This window comes from Aliidongia dinghuensis (genome assembly GCF_014643535.1).
Taxonomy (GTDB): domain Bacteria; phylum Pseudomonadota; class Alphaproteobacteria; order ATCC43930; family CGMCC-115725; genus Aliidongia; species Aliidongia dinghuensis.
The window spans coordinates 52,812-73,889 of record NZ_BMJQ01000015.1 but is presented as its reverse complement, the minus strand read 5'-3'; the positions used below and the strand labels follow the sequence as shown (position 1 = coordinate 73,889).

General features: G+C 66.4%; 5 protein-coding genes. All 5 read right to left on the bottom strand.

Annotated features, from left to right (window positions below; genetic code table 11):
- Positions 1–183: 183 nt before the first annotated feature.
- Genes IEY58_RS25125 through IEY58_RS25105 form a run of 5 tightly spaced genes read right to left on the bottom strand, consistent with a single transcriptional unit; the run spans position 184 to position 20,647 of the window.
- A complete protein-coding gene (locus IEY58_RS25125; protein ID WP_189050907.1) occupies positions 184–2,349 on the bottom strand; it encodes an HlyD family efflux transporter periplasmic adaptor subunit in 2,166 nt (721 codons plus the stop codon).
- On the bottom strand, positions 2,334–3,689 hold the full coding sequence (locus IEY58_RS25120) for an efflux RND transporter periplasmic adaptor subunit (RefSeq protein ID WP_189050906.1): 1,356 nt from the start codon (positions 3,687–3,689) through the stop codon (positions 2,334–2,336). The genes IEY58_RS25125 and IEY58_RS25120 overlap by 16 nt, the downstream gene beginning before the upstream one ends.
- On the bottom strand, positions 3,686–4,441 hold the full coding sequence (locus IEY58_RS25115) for an efflux RND transporter periplasmic adaptor subunit (protein WP_189050905.1): 756 nt from the start codon (positions 4,439–4,441) through the stop codon (positions 3,686–3,688). Before IEY58_RS25115 ends, IEY58_RS25120 begins: the two co-directional genes overlap by 4 nt.
- A 41-nt stretch (positions 4,442–4,482) precedes the next feature.
- A complete protein-coding gene (locus tag IEY58_RS25110) occupies positions 4,483–6,135 on the bottom strand; it encodes a TolC family protein (RefSeq protein WP_189050904.1) in 1,653 nt (550 codons plus the stop codon).
- 28 nt (positions 6,136–6,163) lie between these two features.
- The gene (locus IEY58_RS25105) at positions 6,164–20,647 is read right to left on the bottom strand and encodes a DUF4347 domain-containing protein (protein WP_189050903.1); all 14,484 of its coding nucleotides are present in this window, start codon (positions 20,645–20,647) and stop codon (positions 6,164–6,166) included.
- Positions 20,648–21,078: the final 431 nt, after the last annotated feature.

The following is a 21,078-nucleotide window of genomic DNA, read 5'->3' as shown; positions in this document are numbered from 1 at the left end:
CGAGCGGACACAGGAGCGGTCCGGTGTCGATATGGACCGAAAATTCCTATGAGTTCACGAGGGTGATTCTCAGCTTTTGAGCCGGCGCGCTTTCCGTTCGGGCGGAATCATCCGAACGACAAGAGTTCGCGCCAGGCCAATAAGTTAGGAGCAAGCCCGGCCATCGAATGGCGAGCGGGAAAGCTAGAGCCCGCCTTCGCGGATTATTACGGACATGGCCCGACGATAGAGGCGGGCGATCAGGCTGGTGCGGTCGGCGTCGATATTGACGGTGCCGCGCAGGCGTTTCGGCAGACCCGGGCCCGGTTGCTTCGGCGTCAGGACGGCCCGATAGATCGCGCTTTCGGGCTGCAGCTTGTTGGCAGTGTCCTTGCGCACGGCGATGCCGCCGCCATAGATCGAGGCGAGATCGATCGTATCCAGCACGCGGACCGAGGCGGTGGCGACGCTGGCCACCGTCAGCTCGACCGGATCGTCTCCGTTTTCCGGATAGAATTTCGCGTCGGCACCAGGATGGATGCGGGCCAGATCGGCCTCGCCGACATAGGCCTCGACCATCATCTTCGACGGATCCACCAGCATGCCGAGCGCCTCGCGCCGCTGCAGCCATTCCCCCAGCCGCAGCGTCGGCGGTACGTCCGTGATGGTGCCGGTGAAGGGCGCGCGCAGGGTCAGGACCGCTTCCTGCGCCTTGACCTGGTCCAATGTCGCCACGGCCCCTTGCAGTTCCTGCCAACCCACACCCAGCGAGGCCGCCTCTTCGGGGTCGAACGCCTGACCTTTCATACGCGCTTCGATGCCGGCGAGCGCCGCCTCGGCCGAGGCCTTGTGGAACGCGATGGTCGGCGATTGCAGCACGAAGATCGTATCGCCCTCGGCAACCCGGTCGCCGTTATGGACAAGCTTGGCCAGTTGCCCGGGTTCGGCCGCGTAAAGGACGGTCTGATGCTCGGCGCGCAACAGGGCGGGTGCGGTCAAGTCGCTGCGCCAAGGCAGAACCAGCAGCAGCGACGCCAGACCGGCGATGGCGACCGTCGTGACCAGCCGCCGGTTCATTCGAACGGTCTTCAAGGCATCCTTCCAGACGCACAACTCGCCCAGGATCGGTCGTGCGATGAACCACCAGATCTCGACGCCGAACAGGAACAGGCCGAGCGCCTTGAACGCCATGTGATAGACGACGACGGCGATACCCAGGAACAGCGAGAAGCGATAGACCAGCGCCGACAGCGCGTAGATCGTCAGGATGCGCTGCTTGTGCCGTGGAAATTTCTCAGGGACCGGTACGCCCAGGCCGAACAGCCGCTCGCGCAACCACCAGCGACCGATGGCGAAGCCGCGCTCCTGCAGATTCGGGACGTCGATCAGGTCGGACAGCAGGAAATAGCCGTCAAAGCGCATCAGCGGATTGACGTTGATCAGCACGGTCAGCACCCAGGTCGAGCTTGACAGCAGAAAGGCGCCGGTCCGGATCGGCCCGTCCGGCAGCACCGACCAGGCGAGTGAGGCCACGACCGCCAGCATGATCTCGGCCAGCATGCCGGCGGCATCGATCGCCAGCCGCCTGCGCCGGTCGGTCAGGCGCCAGGCGTCGTTGGTATCGGTCCACAGCACCGGCCACATGACCAGCAAGGCGACACCCATCGCCGGCACGCGACAGCCGAACCGCTTGCTCATCAGCCCGTGACCCAGCTCGTGGATCACCTTGGCGGCGGACAGCGCCACGCCGACCTCGAATGCGCCTTCGAGCGAAAACAGATGCAGCAGGCTGTGGGTATAGGCCTCCCATTGCCGGCCGATCAGATAGAAGCCCAGCACCGCAAGCAGGCCCAGCGTCACCGCGAAGCCGGGCGTGAACATCCAGCGGACGAACGGCAGCACGGCGCCCAGGAACCGGTCGGGATTGACCAGGCGGATCTTGATGAACAGGTAGTTCTTGAGCAGCCAGCTCGAGGCCGACAGTTTCTGGCCGTCGATCTCGCCAATCAGGCGGTCGATGCTCTTCTGGCCTAGCGGGATCAGCAGCCCGGCCTTATGGGCGAAACGCAGCACGTCCAGCACGTCGTTCTGGGTCGCCCGGATCGTCGTTTCGGCACAGATCGATTGCGCTACAGCCTCGCTCTGGCCCAGGCCCCAGCGCGCCAGGATCTCGAATTCCAACCAGCCGATGCGGATAAAGCGATGGCGCGCCGGGTCATGCAGCGTCCAGGTTGGGCTGCCGTCGGCGGTCGACGCGCCCGGCAGCAGCTTCAGATCTTCTCGCAGGGGCGGTAGGGACACCGGCCCCATCTGCGCGACGCCGGCCGGCTCGGTGCGCGCCGGGGGCGATGCGTCTAGAGCGACAGCCATTCCCGCCCCAGCTGGATGGGTCGGCGCAGTAGCCACAGTACGAGCGGCCGGCGCGGGCCATAGATCTTGGCGGTCCCCTTGAGGCCGAGGCGCAGCGGCGCGTCCCCGGGGTCGAGCTTGGCGCGGAACGCGTAGGACAGGACGCCGTCCGGCGTGGCCGCGCTCGAATAGCTGGCGAAGGTCAGCACGCCGCGCGACGGGCTGTCGGGCGCCAGATTGCTGAAGAACACGACTTCCGAGCCCATGTCGAAGGTCACGACATCGGCGGCGGGGACCTGGATTTCGAGCTGGGTGTCGGTCGGCGAGGCGATCAGCATGATGCGCTCGCCCAGCGTCACCGGTTTGCCGGACCACTCGTTGCTGTCGTCGAAGACGGCGATACCGTCGGCCGGTGCTGCGACGTCGGCACGATCGAGCTGATCCTTGTCGTAGGAGAGTTCGGCCTGCTGCTGATCGACCTTGCTGGCCAGGATCGCGAGCTTGCCTTTGGATTTCTCATCGCTCATCGCGGCCTGGGCGGTGTCGGCATATTCCTCGCGCGCCATGTCGAGCGCCTTCTGCGTCACGGCAAGGCGCGTCGCGAGCTGGGTCCGATCGAGTGAGACGAGAGGTTGGCCGGCGTGGACGGGCTCATTCGGTGCGACGCGCAGGGCATCGACGACGCCTTCGAACGGCGCGCGGACCGGGGCCGGGTTGACCGGCACGATTTCGGCCGGCGCCAGCACGGACTGGCGTGTCGGCGCCAAGGCCACCAATGCCAGGGCCGCGGCGATGCTGATCAGCGCCGGGCGGCGGCGCAGGCGGGCCCAGCGCGACAGGCCGGTCGGTCGGGCCGTGTCGCTCAGGATCAGGCTTTGGGCATAGGACCCTGACAGCATCTCGATCAGTTGACGGTCGCCGTCAAGCCAGGGATCGGTTCGGCCGAACAGGAGCCCGCCGACAAGTTCGCCCTCGCGCCGGGTCAGCGGGCACCAGAGCGCATGGGACGGAAACCATTCCGGCCATTCTTGCGCGAGCGCCTCCGGCGGGTCGACCGGGGTCAGGCTATGAAGGATCGCCGCCTGTTCGCCCTGGACGATCGTATCGATGACCCGATCGAGCCACATCCGATAGGGCGCGCCGGGCTCGGCCACGGCGACCCCCGACAGCACCAGTGGACTGCTGCCGGCGGGGTTCTTCCGCCACAGCACGGCCTGCTGATAGGACACGACGGTCGCCGTGTCGTTGACCATCAGGAATTCGAGTTCCCTGCGGCCCGCGGTCCGTGCCCGCTGCTCCAACTGCAGCAAGGCGCCCAGCCGCAGCAGTTGGTAGTTCAGGGCCGAGTTGGGCGCGCTCACGGCGCCGCGGCCGCGGTTGCCGGCGGCGACAAGAGTGCACGGCCGCTCATGCCAGGCAGCAGCGCGTCAGCCGGATTGTTGATCTTGCCGTAGATCTTGATCGAGCGGCTGATCGCATCGACCTTGCCCGAAAGCCGGATGATCTTGGCCGCATAGGTCTGGCCGGTCTCGTCGATGGCCACGTCGAACGGCATGCCGGGCTTCAGCCAGGTCAACCAGAGTGACGGAACGATCAGTTCGAGATCGAGATCCTTGTCGCTCAGGATCTCGAGCAGCGGCGCGCCGGCACCGACGAACTGGAAATTATGGGTGAAGATGCCGGCCACGCGGCCCGCGAACGGCGCCACGACGACGCAGGCATCGACCATCGCCTGCGCGGTCTGCAGGTCGGCGGCGGCTTCCTGGAGTTCGGCCTCGGCGACCGAGAATTCGACGTCGCTGGAACTGCCGAGATTGTGCAGCTTCTGCCTGTTGGAAAAGACTTGGCGTTTGCCCTCGAGCAGGGCGCGGGCATGGCCGAGCGCCCCCTCCTTTTCGGCGCAGAAGAAGCGGGCCAGTACCTGTCCCTGGGTGAAGCGCTCACCGTCCTTCAGCGGAAACTGGCTGAGCCGGCCGGCCATCGGTGCGCCGATGGTGGCGCTGGTCTCGGCAACGACCTGGACGCGGATGTCCCGGGCGGCCGGTTCGGCCACCGGCTTCCCCGGATCCGAGCCGGCTGCGAAGGCCGGCCCGGCGAGGATGAGGGCGGCCACTACGGCCACCTTCAAGCTCACACTATGCTTCAAAAGCTGGTTCATTCGGTGGTTGCACTCGCCATGGAGATGGCGGCGGATGTGGCCGGGGCGGCATCCGGGGTCTTCGGCGATGGCGCCGGGATTTCGGTATCCGGCAGCTTGCCGGCTTCCCAACCTGAGATCGCGAGGGCGACATGCTGGCTGAGTGCCGTCAGGTCGTCCGTCTCGACCGAGGGCGGCACCAGGTCGACGCCGACGGCGGTATAGAGATTGACCAGCGCGCTATGGACCTGGGCGATCGACCGGTCATACCCCAGTTCCGCCACCATGGTCGCCAGTTCGCGGCGAACCCGATCGGCATCCGATTGCGTCTTGGCGGCCGACGCATTGTCCGAAGCGACATGGATCTGCTGCTCCACGTCGTCGATCTGTTTGGAAATTCCCAGATCCTGCGACGCCGCCAGATATTCCTGATAGCTGAGATTGACCTGGGTCAGGATCGCCACGCTGAGTGCCAGCCGGCGGGTGCGCGACACCTCGACCGAGACCTTGGCCGCTTCGATCGCCTTCGGTCCTTCGATCAGGTTGACCAGGTTGAAGGTGACCTGAGCGCCGAGCTGCCCCCAGCTCGGATTGAACAGATATTTGTTGGTATCGTAGTTGATGCTGCCGAGCAGGCCGATGCCCGGCATCATCTTGATCATTTCCTTGTAGACGTCCTGCTGGTCGATCTTTTCCTGGTACGCTTCCTCGCGCAGCTCCGGACGGAGTGCCAGGCTCAGCGCCTCGAGCTTGCGCGGATCGACCGGACCGCTGGGCGGCTGCAGCGCCACGTCCATGCCGGCGAGCGCGTAGGGCGCATCGACCGGCACGGCGATGAGCGACGCCAGCTGGATGCGGGCCGAGTTCAGATCGGTCTGCATGCGCTGCAGCTGGCCGATGACCTGGAGCATGTTCTGTTGGAAATCGAGCGCCTGCAGCGGCGGCTCGAGCCGCTTGGCGCTGGCTTCGCGCGACGCGTTCAGGATGCGCTGGGCTTCCGCCAGAAGCGGGTTGAGGCGCGGCAGCAGCCGATCGGCGGCGACAGCCTTCCAGTAGGCCTCCTGCACGCCTTTGACGATGCCATCGATCACCTTGCGACGGCGCTCGACCGCGACATAGGCGCGGTAGCCCTGCTGTTTCGCCTGGAAATAGCTGACGCCCAGATCCAGCATGTTCCAGGACAGCTCGAGGCCGGCCGTACTGTGTGCCGGCTCTTCCGAGAAGGAGGATTCGAGCGACCGCTGCCTCGTCACCTCGGACACGCTTTCGGCGGCATTGTCGTTGTTGCGCCAGCTATAGCCGGCGTTGGCGGCAACGCGCGGCAGCATCTGCGCCATGGCCAGGTCGAGTTGCTTCTCCTGCAGCGTGATCTCGGTCTTCGACAGCTGCGCGTCGTAATTATATTTCAGCGAACGTGCGATGGCGTTGGCCAGCGTCAGCGGCTCGGTCAGCGGGACATAGTTCGCATAAAGCGTCTGGTAGTCCTGCTGAGCCCGTTCGAAATGCTGGGCCGGGGTGATCGGTTCGGGCGTGACGGTGCAGGCGCCGAGCACGGTAGCCGACAGAGCGAAAAGACTTGCCTGCCGGGTCGTCCGCAATCGGCGCTGCAACCGCATGTGCTTGGTCTCCGGGCGCGCAAACTCACGGCGTACGCCGTCAACATTCTTCATGATCTGCCATTCTTTCAGGGAGATGGGGTCAGGCGGTCGGCTTCGACGTCACGGTCTTCGCGATCGTGTCCAGCAATTGCCTCGCTTGTGAAAGTCTTCCGATCGGACCGGCCTCGCGCAATTGCGCCGAGAAGGCACTGTGTCCATGCCGTACGCCGTTCGCCGGTTGAGCGAGTGACGCAAACAAGCCGTCGACCGTACCGCCATGGGCATGGCCGAGGTCGGCATGACGATCGTGCGGGACGCTGGCGGTATGGGGCCGTCGCCCCGGGGCCGCCTCGTTGGGCGGGGTAGGCTGGTTGCCTTTGGACGCCGTCGTTTGGCCGACGTCCTCCGGTGGCGGCGAGTTCGGCTCCACGAGATGTTGCAGATCTTGCGTCTCGCGGCCGACCAGGATCCGGAAGCTGGCCGTTGCCTCGTTGCCGAACTGGTCCTTCGCCACGATCAGGACGTCGACCGCGCCATGGGCCGACGCCGGCGGCGTGCCGGTGAAGGTCAGGTTGCGCGCATCGAACTGCAGCCAGGACGGCAGTGCGCCGCCGGCGGGATTGCGGGCATCGAACTCCAATTGGGCGCCCGGATAGCTGTCCTCGAACAGGTTCGAGGGGATCGCGATGATCGCCTGCTGCTCGGCGATCACGAACCTGTTGCCGACCGAACCGATCAGCCACACCTGGGGGATGATCGGCCGTTGCAAGAAGTCGTCGGTGGTCGTCTCGTGGTTCGCGACCGGCGCGGTGCCGAGATCGTCCGTCGGCGGCTTGTCGACAGCGGTGGTCGAACTGCTGGTCGTCGTGTCGGTGACCGCCGCGAAGACCGATGTCGTCGACAGGATCGCATTGCCGCCGCCTTCGGTCACACTGGTCGTCAGCACGACGGGCGCCAAGCTGATGGCGGTCGAGCCGCCGACATGCGAGGCATCGACCCCTGTCGAGATTTGCGTCAGCGCGCCGGACGAGTTGTCGATCAGATGGACGGTCAGGCCGCCGGGCGTGCCGTGGAACGTCTGAATGGGCACGAAGCGGATGCTGCCCGTGACGGGCACGATGATGGCGTTGCTGTCGCTGACATTGGTCGGGACCGCGATCCAGGTAACGCCGTCGGCCGAGTATTCGTAGGTGCCCTGGCCCGCCGCGGCATTGCCGGTGATCGCGATGCCGGCCAGGGTATTCGCCACCGAGCCGGTCGGGTTGGCGGTCGTCCGCTGCTGGTCGGCCGTATCGGAGAAGTTGCCGCCGAACAGCTGGGAGACCGTCTCGCCCGGAATGCTCCGCGCGTCCTGGGAGACGGCCGGCAGCGAGGCGCTGCCGCTGGCGATGGGCGCGTCGTTGACGGCCGTGACCGATGTGCCGATCGTGATCGTACCGGCGGAAAAGCCGCCGGTGCCGCCTTCGGTCGCACTGATGTCGTGCGTCCCGGTGGTCGGGAGGTTGGTGCCGTCCGAGACATGGGCGGTCAGGCTGCCGACGGCGCCATTATAGTCGGCGGTCGGCACGAAACGCAGCTCGGCCGAGTTCGGAATGACCAGGGCATTGCTGTCGCTGAGGCCGCTCACCGGGATCGAGATCCAGGTCGTGCCGTTGTCGGTCGAATATTGATAGGTGCCCTGCGCCGCCGTCGCCGCGTTGCCCGTGATCGCGATGCCGGCCGACGGGGTCCCGACCGAGCCGCCCGACACAGCCGTCGTGACCGTGTCGGCCGCGTCGGAGTAGTTGATCGTGGTCTGGCCCAGCAACGAGGCGATGCTGGTGCCCGCCGGATTGCCGTCTTCGAGCGGCGAGGCCAGCGTGGCACTGCCGCTCGCGATCGGCGCGTCGTTCACCGCCGTCACCGAGGTGCTGAGCGCCACCGTCGCAGCACTGACCGCCGTGCTGCCACCATCATGGACGCCCGACACATCGACGCCCAGATGGGCCGTGGTGTCGGACGCAAGCGAGAGGCCGGTCACGCCGGTGGTCACCGTCTCGGTCGAGCTGTCGATCAGGCGCGTGGTCAAGCCACCCGGGACGCCATTGAAGTCCGCGACCGGCACGAAGCGCAGCTCCGCCGATTGCGGCAGCACGATCGCGCTGGTGTCGCTGAGCCCGGTCGTTGCGATCGACGTCCAATGGGCGCCATTGTCGGTCGAATATTGCCAGACGCCCTGACCGGCCGTTGCTGCATTGCCGGTGATCGCGACGCCGGCCAGGGTATTCGCGACCGAGCCGGTTGGATTGGCCGCCGTCTGCTGCTGGTCGGCCGTGTCGGAGAAATTGCCGCCGAACAGATGCGCCACCGTATCTCCCGGCGGATTGCTCGTATCCTCGGTCGTCGCCAGCAAGACCGAGCTGCCGGTGGCGATGGGCGCGTCATTGACCGGATCGCCGACCAGTTGCAGCGTTTGCGTTGCCGACGAGTAGGCGGAGGAACGGGTGTTGATCCCGGCGCCCAGCGTCCCGTCGGTCGGCAAGGCCGAGAGCGAGCCATTGGCGGCCCCGTCGAACTGGTCCCAGCCGCGAATGGTCAGCGCAGCGGGGATGGCGCCGTTCCAATCGGCGGTCGGTTGGAAATAGATCCGCGTATTGCCATCGGCGACCAAGTGCAGCGCGTTGGTCGCGGAAATCGTAGGCAGGCCGGTCCCGGCGAAGGCCGTCCAATGGGTGCCATTGTCGGTCGTATAGTACCAGGTGCCCTCGGTCGTATCGGCCTGGGTGATGGCGATGCCGGTCAATCCCGGCGTGGCGCCGTCATGGGCGTTGGCGCCGTCCGTATCGGTCACGTTGCCGTTGCCGGTCAGCGCCGACACCAACGTGCCGACGGCGCCAACCGGCGCTCCCCCGTCTTCCGTCGCGTGGGTGAGCGAAACCGACGTGCCGTGCAGCACCGGCGAATCGTTCGAGGCCGTGACCGTCGCCGTCGAGATCGACAGCGTCCGATCGGTATTCGTCGTCGCGTCGTGCCCCGTGATCGTGATCGTCCGCGTCGCCGCCGTGATCGGCGTATCGCTGCTGTCGTAGAACATCACCGCCTGCAACGCCGCCTGCAACTGGGCGGCCGTGCCGGTGCCGGTGAAGCTCAGCGTGCCGGTTGTGCTGTCGTAGGTTCCCGGTGTGAACACGCCGAGCGACGCGGCCTTCAACACATCTTCGCCCGGCTTGAAATTGCCGGTGATCTGGACCGTGGCGCCGGTGAACGTGTCGCCGCTGGTCAGGATCAGGCCGCTGTTCACCGCGACCGCGACGGCGGAGGCCGGCGTGTCGTTCGGCTCGTTGAAGGTGACGGCGCCGCCGGCCGCGATGGTCAGCGGCACCGTCTGGACGGCCGCCGAGTAGGCCGACGCGAGGGTGTTGATCCCGGTGCCGAACGCGCTGTCGGTCGGCAAGGCCGCGAGCGAGCCGTTGGCGGCCCCGTCGAACTGATCCCAGCCACGGAAGGTCAGCGCGGTGTCGACCGTGCTGCTCTGGCTGCCGGCGGTCGATTGGAAGAAGATCCGCGTATTGGCGTCGGCCACCAGATGCAGGGCGTTGGTGCCGGAAATCGCGGGGAGGCCGGTACCGGCGAAGGCCGTCCAATGGGCACCATTGTCGGTCGTGTAGTACCAGGTGCCTTCGGTCGTGTCGGTCTGGGTGATGGCGATGCCCAGCAACCCCGGCGTGGCGCCGTCGTGGGCGTTGGCGCCGTCCGGGTCGGTCACGCCGCCGATCAGCGAGGAGACCAGGGTCCCGACGGCACCGGTCGGGACCGGGCCGTTCTCGGTCGCGGTGGCGACGGTGAGCGACGGATTGGGCGTCAGCACCGGCGAGTCGTTCGCGGCATGGACGGCCACGGTGGTCGAGGCGATCGTCCGGGGGCCTTGCGTGCCGTCGACCACGGCGACCGTCACGGTCCGGTTGCCGGTGATCGGCGTATCGCTCGTGTCGTAGAACTTGACCGCGTCGATCGCCGCCTGGAACTGCGCCGCCGTCGCACTATGGCCGATGGAACTCAGCGTCAGGACGCCATTGGCGTAGCTGCCGGTGATGTTGCCCATGGTCAGGCCGTCGTTCGCGAAGACCAGCGTATCCTCGGCATGGCCGCCAGACAGCGTGACCGTTGCGGACGTGATCGCGTCGGTCGTGGTCAGCACCAGGCCGGCATCGGCCGCGATCGCCGAGCCGGGCAGGTTGGGGCCGTTCGGCTCGGTATAGGTGACCGTCTGGTTGCCGGTGATCGCGAGCGACAGGACCTGCTGGTTGGCCGAATAGGCCGAGGCTTGCGTATTGATGCCGGTGCCGAGCGCGCCCGAAATGCCGTCGGTCGGCAGGTTGGTCACCGCGCCGTTGACCACGCCCGCATTGAGCGTCGTGTCGAACTGATCCCAGGCCCGGAACGTCAACGCGGTATCGACCGCGCCGTTCGCGCCGGCGGCCGGCGCGAAATAGACCATCGCGGTCGCGTTCAGATGCAGGGCATTGCTGCCGTTGAGCGCGGTCCCGGTCGTGCCCGTCCCGGCGAACTCGGTCCAATGGGCGCCATTGTCGGTCGAATACCACCAGGTCCCGGCACTCGTGTCGGCCTGGGTGATGGCGATGCCGGTGGGCAGGCTTGCGGTGCTGTCGCCCGGATACTGACCGTTCGCATCGGTATCGGTAATGTTGCTGCCGGCGATCAGCGACGAGACCAGCGTGCCGACCGTGCCGGACGACGGCGGCGTGGCCGTCGCCGTCTCAGTCGCCGTCGGGAAGCTGTCGTGCGAAACCGGCGTCAGCACCGGCGAGTCGTTCGTCGGCGTCACGGTCACCGTGGTGGACGCGATCGTCCGGGCGCCTTGCGTGCCGTCGACGACGGCGACCGTCACGGTCCGGTTGCCGGTGATCGGCGTATCGCTCTTGTCGTAGAACCCGACTGCGTCGATCGCCGCCTGGAACTGCGCCGCCGTGGCGGTATTGCCGGCCGAACTCAGGGTCAGGACGCCGTTGGCGTAGCTGCCGGTGATGTTGCCCATGGTCAGGCCGTCGTTCGTGAAGACCAGCGTATCCTCGGCATGGCCGCCGGACAGCGTGACCGTCGCGGACGTGATCGCGTCGCTGGTCGTCAGCACCAGGCCGGCATCGGCCGCGATCGCCGAGCTGGGCAGGTTGGGGCCGTTCGGCTCGATATAGGCGACCGTCTGGCTGCCGGTGATCGCGAGCGACAGGACCTGCTGGCTGGCCGAATAGGCCGAGGCGTTGGTGTTGGTCCCGGTACCGAACGAACTATCGGTCGGCAAGGTCGAGACCAAGCCGTTAGCCGACACGGAGCCGGTTGTCGGGTTGAAATACTGATCCCAGGCGCGATAGGTCAGGGCGGTGTCGACCGCGCCGTTCGCGCCGGCGGCCGGCGCGAAATAGATCATGGTGTTGGCATCGGCCACCAGATGCAGGGCATTGGCGCCGTTGAGCGCCGTCCCGGTCGTGCCCGTCCCGGCGAATTCGGTCCAATGGGCGCCATTGTCGGTCGAATACCACCAGGTCCCGGCCGTCGTGTCGGCCTGGGTGATGGCGATGCCGAGCAAGCCCGGCGTGGCGCCGTCATGGGCGTTGGCACCGTCCGGATCGGTCACATGGCCGCCGATCAGCGACGAGACCAGCGTGCCGACGGTCGTTCCGTTCACCGGGGCGGTCCCGCTGTTCTCCGTTCCGGTCGCGATGCTGTCGTGCGGAACCGGCGTCAGTATCGGCGAGTCGTTTGTCGCGACGACTGTCACAGTCGTCGTCGCCACGGCGACGTCCGAGCCGGCGGTGCTGTCGTGGGCGGAGATGGTGACGTTGCGGGTGGTCGTGACCGGCGTATCGCTCGAGTCGTAATAGGTGACGGCGTCCAGTGCCGCCTGCATCTGCGCCGCGCTGACCCCGCCGGCAGACGTCAGCGTCAAGGTGCCGGTCGAGGAGTTGTAGCTGCCCGTGACGTTGCCCATCGTCGAGCCGTTATTCGTGAAGACCAGATGATCCTCAGGCTGGAAATTGGTGATCGAGACCGTCGCCGACGTAAAGGTATCGGTCGTCGCGGTCAGGACGGCCGTAGGATCGACGATGACGGCGGCGGTGCCGGTATCCGGTCCGTTGACCTCGGTATAGGTCGCCCCGCCGGTCGCGGTGATGACGATCGGCAGCGTCTGGGTCGCCGAAGAATAGGCCGAGGCCTGGGTGTTCGTTCCGGTACCGAACGCCGAGTCGGTCGGCAGGGTCGTGACCGCCCCGCTGACCACGGTAGGGTCGGCGATGGTGTCGAACTGATCCCAGCCACGGAAGGTCAGCGCATTGGCGATGACGCCATTCGCGTTGGTCACGGTCGGCTGGAAATAGATCTGGGTCTGATCGACGCCGCCGACCACGTTGGACGCCAGATGCAGCGCATTGAGGCCGTTCAGCGCGGTTCCGGTCGTGCCCGTCCCGGCGAATTCGGTCCAGGTGTGGCCGCCGTCGAGCGAGAACCACCAATTGCCTTCGCTCGTGTCGGCCGCCGTGACGGCGATGCCGAGCGCGCCCAGCGGCTGGCCGTGGCTGCTGTTGGCGCCGTCCGTATCGGTCAGGTTGCCGCCGCCGATCAGCGCCGAGATCTGGGTCCCCACCGTGCCGCTGGTCGGGGCCGACAGCTGATTTTCCGTGCCCGGCGTGAGCGTCACGGCGTGACCGTTCAGGATCGGCGAGTCGTTTCCGGCGATGACGGCCGCGGTGGTCGAGGCGATCGTCCGGGGCCCTTGCGTGCCATCGACCACGGCGACCGTCACGGTCCGGTTGCCGGTGATCGGCGTATCGCTCGTGTCGTAGAACTTGACCGCGTCGATCGCCGCCTGGAACTGCGCCGCCGTCGCACTATGGCCGATGGAACTCAGCGTCAGGACGCCATTGGCGTAGCTGCCGGTGATGTTGCCCATGGTCAGGCCGTCGTTCGTGAAGGTCAGCGTATCCTCGGGATGGCCGCCGGACAGCGCGACCGTCGCGGAATTGATCGCGTCGGTCGTGGTCAGCACCAGGCCGGCATCGGCCGCGATCGCCGAGCCGGGCAGGTTGGGGCCGTTCGGCTCGGTATAGGTGACCGTCTGGCTGCCGGTGATCGCGAGCGACAGGACCTGCTGGTTGGCCGAATAGGCCGAGGCTTGCGTGTTGATGCCGGTGCCGAGCGCGCCCGAAATGCCGTCGGTCGGCAGGTTGGTCACGGCGCCATTGACCACGCCCGCATTGAGCGTCGTGTCGAACTGATCCCAGGCCCGGAACGTCAACGCCGTATCGACCGCGCCGTTCGCGCCGGCGGCCGGCGCGAAATAGACCATCGCGGTCGAGTTCAGATGCAGGGCATTGCTGCCGTTGAGCGCCGTCCCGGTCGTGCCCGTCCCGGCGAACTCGGTCCAATGGGCGCCGTTGTCGGTCGAATACCACCAGGTCCCGGCACTCGTGTCGGCCTGGGTGATGGCGATGCCGGTGGGCAGGCTTGCGGTGCCGTCGCCCGGATACTGACCGTTCGCATCGGTATCGGTAATGTTGCTGCCGGCGATCAGCGACGAGACCAGCGTGCCGACCGTGCCGGACGACGGCGGCGTGGCCGTCGCCGTCTCGGTCGCCGTCGGGAAGCTGTCGTGCGAAACCAGCGTCAGCACCGGCGAGTCGTTCGTCGGCGTCACGGTCACCGTGGCAAGAGTGGCCGAGATCGTGCCGCCGCCGGTGCGGTCGGTCGTCTGGATGGTGATCGTGCGCGTGCCGGTGTGGGGCATGTCGGTGCCGTCGTAATATTGCACCGACCGCAGCGCCGCCTGCCATTGGGCCACCGTGGCGCCGCCCGCCGAGGTGAGCGTCAGGATGCCCGTCGCGCTGACGAAAGTGCCCTGGATATCGCCGAACGTACCGGCGTTCGGCGTGAAGGTGAGTACGTCCTCGCCGGCCTGATGGTTGGTGGTGATCGTGAGCACGGCCTGGGACAGGTTGGCCGCATCGGTCAGGACCACGTTCGGCGCGAGCGTGACGGCCGCACCGGAGGCCGCCGTATTGTTCGGTTCGATGAAACCCGCCGTGGCGGGCGTCGGTGCCAGATCGACCAGCACCTGGACGGCGGTGCTGGTCTTGACCCCACCCGTGCCCTGGAATGCGTTGCCGGCGACAGTGCCCGTCTCGGTATTATGGTCCGACAGCGTGGCATTGAGCAGGATGCCGCTGGTGAGCTGATTGGCCGAGCCGGTGTTGGCATAGGTCAGATTGTTCAGGACGTTCCGAACGTCGGTCGAGGTGGCACCGGAGACGGAATTGAACGTGATCGTCAGCGTCCCGCCGGATTGGGTGAATGTGCCGATCTGCGTGCCGTTATAATCGACGGCCGTTCCGGTGAAGAACAGCCCGCTGCCCGAGGTGCCGGCGCCGCCGAAGACGTCGTTGGCATTGGCCCCGCCATTGCGGTTCACGGTCAGGACCGTGCCGTTATAGTTTCCGGCGCCGGCCCCGACGAGCGCATCGATCTCGCTGTCCGACACCCCCGCGCCGCCCGTGCCCAGCACGACGGCCGGCCCGCCGATGACGTCGGTGACGACCGTCCCGGTCGGCGACGTATTGCCCCAGGTGCTGAGCGTCGGTGCCGTGTCGGGCAGGCGATAGGCGAAATTATAGCCGGTGACCGGCGTGCTCGCGTTGGGCGTGACGTTCAGCGTCGAGTTGGCGGCCGAAAGGCCCGTTTCCGTATGATGGAAGGTGGCACTGTTGGTCGTGTCGTAGACCAGTGTCTCGCTGCCGATCGAGGTCGGCGTCGAGACCTTCTGGTTGAGGCCCGGCATATCGGGCAGCAGGATGAAGAAATTGCCGCTGCCGTCGGTCGTGACCGACGAGCTGCCGCCGGTCCAGGCGCCCGATACGGTGACCCCCGCGAGCTCGCTGTCCGCCGTCGAACCGAGCGCCTGGTGCGCCGTGTTCAGCGGCGAGCCCACGTCGTTCCAGACGTTGCCCTCGACCACGCCCAGCCCCAGGGTCACTTGCGCGTTGTAGTTGTTGAGCGAGGCCGGGGTGGTCGTGCCGTCGCGGCTACCGGTGGCGGAGCCCGAAGCGCCGGTGGCGCTGCCCGCCAGGGTCTCGCCGCCGGTCGTGGCATTCGACAGGCTGGCGTAGGTCACGGTCGCGGTCGTGTCGGCAACGCCATTCGACGGCGTGGTGACCGTCTCGGTATAGGTGAAGGTCTCGGTGCCACCCGCCGCCAGGCTGCCGGTGGCGTGCAGGTCGTGGGTGCCGTTCCCGCTCGTAACGGTGAGGGCGCCGGTGGCGGTCAGGTTGGCGATCGTGCCGACGTTGGTGCCGGCGTCCGGGTCGTCGAGGATGACGTTATAGGCCGTAGCGTCGCCGGTGTTGGTGAGCGTCTCGGTATAGGTGACGGTCGTGACGCCGCCGCTGGTGACGATCGAGGTCACGCCCTTGGTCAAGGTGACGTGCGGCTCTTCTGCCGTGACGGTCGCGTTGGCGGACGGGGAACCTTCCGACGCCTCGGGGCCGACGGCCGCGTTCGCGGCCAGGGTCGTATGGTCGACGTTCGACGCCTGGTTGGCCACGATCGCGTTGAACTGAACGATGGCGAAATCGGGCAGCGCGGAGCCTTCGTTGTCGTTTATTTGGCCGAGGTTGAACGTGACGGTGCCGTCGGGGTTGACCACGATCTGGCTGGCGGGAAGGTTGAACGTCGCCTTCGCCGTAAACGGGTTGAAGCTGGTTCCACCGGTGACGCTGGCGGCACTGCCGAAATCGACCGTAGTGATGGAGCCGTTGGGGCTGACGAACTCGACCGTGATCGAGCTGTCGTTCTGGAAAATCATGCCGGGCGGCAGGTTCACGGTCACTTGGAGATCGCTCTGCTGTCCTTCGGGCAGCTGGACGGTCGCCGAATAGCGGATGATGTCGCCGACGGTCGCGTTGACGCTGCTGACGGCAGTGCCATAGAGCCCCGTGCCGCCGCCGCTGGTGTTGTTCGCTTCGCCGATGATGCCGAGGTTTGCCGTGAGCTGCGCCACGGTCTCGGTGTTCGAGGCGCTGGAGGAGTAGCTGTGGCCCGTGTCGACGGCCGTCGGCAGCGAGTTGTAGCTGCCGTTGGCGGCGGGCCCGCCCGAGAGCGCCGTGCCGGTCGGCGTGTCGACGACGATGCTCGTGCCGGCGGCCAGGTTGTTCCGGACCGTTGCCTCGAAGGTGAAATTGGCGGTCGCACCGGCCGCGAGACCCGGGAGGGTGATCTTCAGGACCTCGCCGCTGCCGCCCGCGCCGTTGTCGGTGATCGTCCCGCCGTTTTGCGCGACGAGGCTGGTCAGGCCGGTCAGGTCCGCGGTCGTCGGCACTTCGACGTAGAACGTCAGATTGTTGGCCGGCGCGGCACCGCTCGCGTTCGCCAGCGACACCGTGTAGTCGAGCACCTCGCCGCTGTAGATGTTCGTGACGGCACCGCCGGTCGCGTGATCCTTGACGCCGATCGTCTCGGTCACGTTCGGGTTGAGCTCGGTGACGGTCGCCGACGTGCCCGCGATCGCGGTCCCGCCGTACTGCAGCGAGGCGGCGTTGGTGAAGGTCGCCCCGTTGGCCGGCGTGTTGGTCGTGTTGACCTTGACCTGATAGGTGACGGTAATCGTGTCGGTGGCGTCGGCCAGCGAATTGGTGATCGCCGTGCCCAGGTGGAACGTCAGCGTCTGGCCGTTCTGGTCGACAGTGATGGCACCCCCCGACGCCGGGCCGCCGGTGAGCACGATATTGCCGTCGTAGGTGATGGTCGGCGTGCCGACGAAGGTCGTGCCGGCCGGCAGCACGTCCGTGAACGTCACGTCGGCGCCATTGTTGGTGACGGCGCCCTCGGGAACGGTCAGCACCAGCTGGTAGGTGATGGTCTCGCCCAGCACTACGGTCGGCAGGGCCACCGGCTCGCCGGAGGCAGTATCGTTGCCCGCGATGACGGTCTTGGCGATCGACGGCGCGAGGATGCCGATGGTCGCATTGTCGGCAAGATCGGCCGCGATTTCGCCGACCGGCGTGCCGGAGGTGACGAAGCCCTCCCCGGCCGCGACGCCGCCCGCGTGGTTGGCCCAGTTCACCACCGAGGAAGCGGCCGTCAGGGTCTCGCCGACGGCCTGGCTGGTCGACACCCTCAGATCGTAGACGACATAGACGGATTGGCCGGCCGCCACGCCGTTCGTGAGCGTGATGCCGGTCGAGGAGAAATAGTTCGCGGTGCTGCCGCTATAGGCAAGCTGATTGCCGCTGGAGTCGTAGACGGCGAAATTCGTTACGTTCGAGGCCGTATAGCCGCTCGGCAGGGTGCCGTTCACCGTGACGTCGAAGGCCGTGGCATGGCCGTCGTTCTCGACGGTCGAGACGATGCGCGCCAAGTCGCCGCCGTCGACACCGGTGACGTTCATGTCGTCGGATGACAGCGGATTGCCGGTGCCGAACGGATTGCCGACCGGGGTCCCGGCCGGCGCGAACTGCGTGTTCGGATTGCCGGACTGGCTCGTCCAGGTCGCCGAGGAATTCGACGCGTCGGGGCTATAGGTGCCCTTGGTGGTGGAGCCGGTGTTCCCGACCACGGAGACGACGCCGGTCTTGGTCACCAGCTCCGGCTGCAGCAGCTGGAGCTGCTGGATCGCATTGGCGGTGATCGCCGTCGTCGCGGCATGGGCGTCGAAGTTCTGGCTGTTGCCCTGGGTGGTCAGGAACAGCCCGTCGGCGAACGGCTTGTTCTCGGCCGTGACCGCAAAATCGATCTTGATCGTCTGGCCGGTCGTGTTCGACGGATCGTTGTTCGAACCGAGGTTGAAGAAGACGTCGTTCGCGGTTCCGTTTGTAGAGACCCCTTGGATCGAGACGCCGCCGATCGAGGTGGTGAGCTTGTACGTCCCGGCCGTCAAGCCGTCGCCGGTAGTGAAAAGGGCGTTGGTGCCATCCCCCGTCGGATCCGTCGTCTGGAAGACCGGCAGCGGCAGGTAGGCGCCGAGGTTGAGGTTGCCGAAATCCTCGCCGGCCGTTAGCGTGTAGGTCAGCTCGTAGGTGACGGTATCGCCCGCCTTGATGCCGCCGCTGCCGTTCGACGACACGCCGTTCACGTCGACGATGCTGAGCGCCAGCGCGTTGTTCGGCACGACGTCCGTCAGGGACGAACCGTCCGTGGTCGTGCCCGAGTCGCTGGTCGCCGTGACGGCGGCGCTGGTGCCGGTCGAATCGATGGTGTTGGTCGCGAAGTCCTTTTCGCGCAGGCTGCCGCCGCTGTTGGTCTCGGTATATTGGTCGAGCGTCTTCACCTTGAAGGTGATCGTGCCCGAGGTGGCGGCGCTGAGGTGGCCGGCCAGCGACTCGGCCATCAGCGCGCCGATCATGAAATTGATCGCCGTCGTGCCGTTGCCGCTCGTGTCCGTGCGCAGGTAGTTCCAATTGGCGCCTGTGCCGGCGAGCGCCACGGTCTGGCTGCTGATCGTATCGGTCGTCTGGCCGGTGGCGGCGCCGAAGTCGCCGGTGAACGTGCCGTTGGCGCTCGTCGGGTTGTTGACGGTCAGGGTCGGCGTGAACGAGGGATCGAGCGCGAAGCCGTCGCCCAGCACGTCCTTGATGACGAGGTTGCTGAGCGAGACATAGTCGGAGACCTGGAAATTGATCGTCTCGGTGACGTCCGAACCGGCATTGGGCGGCAGCACCAGCGTGCCGTTGCCGGCGGCGGAACCGCCGTTGCTGTCCACTACCTGGATGGCAAGCGCCTTGGCGGTGAAGGTGACGGGGGTCGCACCGTCCTCGGTCACCGCCTCGGTGCCGTCGGCACGGGCGTAGTTGCTGGCAGGCGGCTCCCAGGAGCCGGCGAAGTGGAAATTCGGGCTGGTCTGGATCGTCCGCTGGTAGCCGTTGCCGGCGGTCAGGATCGTGGCGCCGCTCGAATCCTTCTCCGGCACGTAGACCGGGATCTTGATGGTGGCCACCTGGGTCAGGCTCCCGAGCGACACGGTGATCGTGCCGCCTGGAGTACCGAGCGTGCCGGTGAACGTGCCGTGGTCGCCGGCGATCGGGTTGCCGTTGTGGTCCAGCACCAGGACCGTGCCGCCGCTATAGTCGACATCGCCCGGCAGGCGGAAGGTCAGGGTGCCGGTGTTGATCGGGTCCGACGCCGCCACGACCGGCGCCGGCGTGATCGTGACGACGTAGTTGAACGGATTGTTCGGGCCCGTCGCGGTCTCGCTCTCGTGCAGGTCGGTCGTCCCCTGGATGTTGACCAGGCTGACGGTCGTGGAGGAGCTGACGGTGGCGCCGACGATCGAGGGATCGGTCGACGGGTTGTTGAGCGCGTCGTTGCCGAATTCGAACACGCCGGTCGCGGCGATATTAAGCGTGCTGCCGGTCTTCGTGCCAGTCGTGTGGCTGGTGAGCGCCGACGTCGGGTCGAGCGTGAAATTGAGGGTTATGTCGGCCGTCGGCTGCCCGACCGTGAAGCTGCCGAACGGCAGGACCAGATCGAACATCGTGTCGCCGGCCTTGAACCCGCTCGGCGCCGCGATCCAGGTCGCCTTGCCGCTCGTATCGAGCACGAAGGGATCGTAGGCGCCGATCTGGGTGCCGTGATTGGCCGGGTCGGTGGTCAGCGTCAGCGCATGCTCCGTCACGACCTGGCCGAGATAGGTGGCGCTGCTGAGCGTCGCCGTCTCCGGATCCGTTGCGGTCACGGTCGGCACGAACAGCTCGATGATCGGGCCGAAGCCGGCCTTGGTGCCGGCATTGGTATTGGTGAAGCTGACCGTCTCGGTGAAGGTATCGCCGAGCAGCACGTCCCCGGTCGTGCCGGACGTGGTCGTACCCGTGCCGGCCGTGATCGTCACGGTCGGCACCGCGCTGTCCAGGACGTTGCTGTAGGCGGCCATCGCCGCATCGGAGAATACGGCGCGATGGAGCGGGCCGGTCGTGTCTTCGAGCACCCAGTTGCCGCCGAGGGCGGCGGCGCCGGTCGCATCGGTGGAGGCGCCGACGGTGGCACCAGTGAGCGTGTGGACCGTATCGACGAACCCCTGGCCGACGCTGCCCTGGGCCACGTTGCAGCCCCAGAATTCGATGTCGGCGCCCGGCGCCAGGTGATCGCCCCAGGACGCGACTTCCGCCGCATGGCTCGACAGGCTGGCGGTGGTTACGGTGCCGCTGCCCAGCTCCAGCTGACCCGGCTGGCCATAGGTCAGGAATTGAATCGAGGTGAGCGCACTGCGTCCCTGCAACGCGGCCGTCACCTGGTCGATGCCGTCCTTGGTCGGGTCGATCACCACGACCTGTACGTTGCTTTTCACCGAAGACGCCAACGACTGCCAGTTGGCGACGCGCGGATCGACGAACAGAATTTCGTTGGCCGTGGGATTGGGGGCTAGTGCCGGCACGTCCGCATAAGACACCGCGGCGGGCGCGATGGGCGCCGGATCCGAATGGCTTTCGGTCGAATGGGTATGATCGGCGGGATGGCTATGATCGTGATCGGCCGTATCGGCCGCGTGCTTGGCGACGGCATGCACGCTGCCATCGAACAGATGGCGCGCTTCGAGAACAAGCTTCATAAACCACCCCTTTGAAGTGCCGCGCCGCCGGTTTTACCGACCGGGTTACCCGTTAAGACTGTATGCGTCGCAATTCAATACCCAGGCTCACAGAGCGAAAGAGAGCGCGGGCAGAGTTTCTTTTGGAAAGATTGGCGTACTCAAGTAGTCCACCTCTCCCGGTGGAGACTTCAAGGCGCAAACTGATACAGATTGAGGTCCACCGCAACGAGAATCACTGCCCATAGAGAAATTTCTCAGAGACTTTTCGAATTCACCAATTCATTAAAGAACTCTTATCTTTCTGGAGCCTTCACAAGGACGTAACACTCGACCACTTAGAAGCTGTTCTCTGATTGGGGCTTCTGGGTAAAGCTCTCGGTCTCTGCAGGTCAATGTGGATTCAAAACGTTGGCGCTGATATTCTAAGCAACGAGGGGGCTGGCGTAACC